The sequence below is a fragment of the Infirmifilum sp. genome (assembly GCF_049970975.1).
Taxonomy (GTDB): Archaea; Thermoproteota; Thermoprotei; order Thermofilales; family Thermofilaceae; genus Thermofilum; species Thermofilum uzonense.
The window spans coordinates 1-2,974 of record NZ_JBMFLX010000146.1 but is presented as its reverse complement, the minus strand read 5'-3'; the positions used below and the strand labels follow the sequence as shown (position 1 = coordinate 2,974).

Sequence of the window (2,974 nt, the reverse complement as noted above, 5' to 3'; positions counted from 1 at the left end):
GGGCAGGATGCTCCGGCGTACCTCGCCCGTAATGTTCAGCTACATGGTTCCTGACTCGGTGAGCGCGAGGGGGGTCGTGGTTCCCGAGCTGCACGTGCGTTACAACCTGCAGGATCCCGAGCAACAGGTTCCGTACCAGATTGAGGCAGGGACAGCTATCTATATTCATAGTGTTGCCATAGACGTTGACCGGATAGGTAGATTAGAGTCGGAGAAAGATCCTTATGTAGAGAACAGGGCTAAAAGGGTCGAACTGGCTTTCGACGCGTTAAAGACGTTGTATGGAGGCTTGTTGTTCGGGGCTAAGAAGGCCCGCTATCTACCGATCATCGAGACGCTTGGAGCTATAGCTGGTGTCGCCGACCCATTACCCTTCAATGTTACTCCTCCACGTTTCGGGGATTACGTCGCGGAGAACCTGTTAAGGGCCAAGAGCTACAATGTTAGTGATGTCAAGCTCTTCTGCTTCGACAAGGAGGGCATCACTTCCTGCAAACGCGCAGAGGGTGTCGATGCTTCAGATTCTCTCGAGGCTCTTATAGACAAAGTGAAAGAGGCTGTTATGGAGAAGATAGGTGCCGTCGAGAAATGAGGTATTCCTTTGCTCTGGTCCAGCTTGATTTTTTCTCCCCGTTTTCATCTGTTCCATGGTTCGCTGAGCATGGTAGGGGAAACCTCGCCCCCTCTCCCTCGACCCTTATCGGGGCACTGGCGGCAGTATATTACTACCCTGTTGAAACGGAGATACCCGACGAGTTCCTCGACAAAGTTAGGTACGTGACGTTCTGGGTGCCTCCTTACACCGAGGTTGAAAACGTTTCAAGGCACTTTTCAGGCTTGAGCCAGCGATCCCAGAGGCTTAATGTGCTGAGTGCCGCCAATAATATTATCGTTAAGGGGAAGGTCGACGATGAGACCCTTAACATATTGAAGAATTATGCTCGTCTTGACCGTGAGATAGAGATGTTCAAGAGAGGGGAGATATCCAGGAAAGAATTGGTTCTAAGCGCTACCCAGATCTTGTACCAGCCGGCAAGTAGACTGGAGGTGTATTACTGGGAACCCGCATACGCCCTCTACGTTGTCGAGGAGAGCCTTGCGAAATACGTTGGAAACATATTTAGGGTGGGCTCAAAGGAGACACTCGTAGCAGCCACGCCTCTAAACGTGGTGAAGATTACCCCGATTGGAGGGGAGGAGAAGTTTCACACGAGGTTTTACATACCTTGCCGTTCCCTGCAAATGGGCTGTGACGCGTGTACCGGGAAAGGTGTTGTAAACTATATGGCTACCAGGCCCCAGAGCGACCCCTTAACACACGAGGCAGAGCCGTATTGTCTCCCATTGAGATCCCCTATGGATAGCTCTTGGCTCAGCTTTTATTCAAGTGAACTGGTAGATGGGTGGAAGGCTGTTAGGATCCTCACCTCTGATGGTAAACAATTTGACGTGGTGATCCCCGAGGATGCCCTCGCGTAACAAGAAATTTGAGGTATGTGTTAACCTAGACAACATAGAGCGTTTCATGCACTTCCTGTTCTTTTACAAGGCTAACATAACCTCGATCATTACTGCCGGCCTTGAACTAACAGATCTCAAGTCGCCCAGTAATATAAATGTCCTCGTGAACAACTTCAACGGCTACGTTGGGTCCCTTGCAGCCCAGGGTGCTAAATCCGGGTCGAGGTCTTCAACCAGGAGGCAGGCACCTGTGTATTTAACCGTGCAAGACTTCACGTCGTGCGAAATCCAACTGTCCTCCAGTGAGCTTATCGAGATGAAGGAATACTTGAAGAGCTCCATTCATCCCCACGAGTTTAAGACGTCTGAAACATACAAGACAATCAAGGCCTTCGCGGAGCTGTCTAAGGCCGCTGACCGTTACTTCAAGGTGAAAATAGGTGGTGATAGTGTTCTCGTCTTCGTCGAGGCTGGACGAGAAATTATAGGCAGGAGAGATCTTGGAGAGATAAATAAGGATTTCCAAAGATTGGCGTGGGCTCGCGCATCAAAGAGTAGTAAAGGAGGTCTTAGCTTCAGCGAGGCCTTCGTGCTCGCGGTGGCCCTTCTCGTTACAAGGCTGAAAAACTGTAGGTATGCTAGTGCTAGGCTCCTGGTGATAAAGGATAACTACTACACGTCCTCGCAGCTACCTGTCACCGCTCTCTGCGATAAGAGCCCATACGCATGGTTCTATGTCAACCTCTACCGGAAAGCCCCCTCATCAGAGCTGATAGAGCCTACGTCTACAGCGCTACTTACGTACATGCAGACCAGGAGCCCTACCCTGTTGTATCAGATACTGAGGAACGCAACCCAGGCCAGGAGGCTCACACCTCCGGAAATGGAGGAAGTGGTTAATCTGGCGAGACACATAGCTAAGTGAGTATATGAGAAAGGCTATTCTGGAGGCTATAGAGCTGATCCGGTCTGGGCACGAGTACCTGGTTCTGGAGCTGCCCACGGGTTACGGAAAAACCTCGGCTGGGCCAGTCATCTTCAAGGCCTTCAGGGAGGCAGGCCTATGCTGGAAGGCTATTCATGTGTTCCCTCTGAGGGCCACGCTCCACAAGACTCTTGAGAGATACGTCGAAGAGTACCCTGGGGTAGAGTTCGCTTACCAGGACGGTGACACGACGCTTACCAGTAAAGGCTTTGTAAAGGATACGTACTTCAGGCGTGAGTATGTTTTGACCACGCTTGACTCCTTTATACACAACCTTTTAAGGGCGCCCATCGGGGAGCTCCACAAGCTTCTCAAGCAGGGCTCGAAGGCCATCCACTACCACGTGCCATTCGCGTACATATATCCCTCCTGCGTTATCCTCGACGAGGCACATGTCGCCGCAAGGGAAGAGTCAGGTAAGAGTATGGCCTCGCTCAAGGTAACTCTGGAGGTTCTCAGGAAGGCTGAAGTCCCCGTCGTGGTGATGTCGGCTACGCTGGGCGACTGGAAGTGGGAGGTCTTTAAAGA

At 51.3% G+C, this 2,974-nt stretch carries 3 protein-coding genes and 1 pseudogene; all 4 read left to right on the top strand.

Annotation, left to right across the window (positions count from 1 at the left end; translation table 11 throughout):
• Positions 1-592 (top strand): annotated as a pseudogene (locus ACP5KC_RS09735) (DevR family CRISPR-associated autoregulator); the annotation flags it as partial.
• Positions 589-1,479 carry a hypothetical protein gene (locus tag ACP5KC_RS09730; RefSeq protein ID WP_428287436.1) on the top strand — a complete coding sequence of 297 codons (891 nt, stop codon included), beginning with the start codon at positions 589-591 and terminating at the stop codon, positions 1,477-1,479. The pseudogene ACP5KC_RS09735 and the gene ACP5KC_RS09730, both read left to right, overlap by 4 nt.
• A complete protein-coding gene (locus ACP5KC_RS09725) occupies positions 1,466-2,386 on the top strand; it encodes a hypothetical protein (RefSeq protein WP_428287435.1) in 921 nt (306 codons plus the stop codon). The genes ACP5KC_RS09730 and ACP5KC_RS09725 overlap by 14 nt, the downstream gene beginning before the upstream one ends.
• Before the next feature lie 4 nt (positions 2,387-2,390).
• The coding region (locus ACP5KC_RS09720) for a DEAD/DEAH box helicase (protein ID WP_428287434.1) at positions 2,391-2,974 on the top strand (584 nt) is incomplete at its 3' end.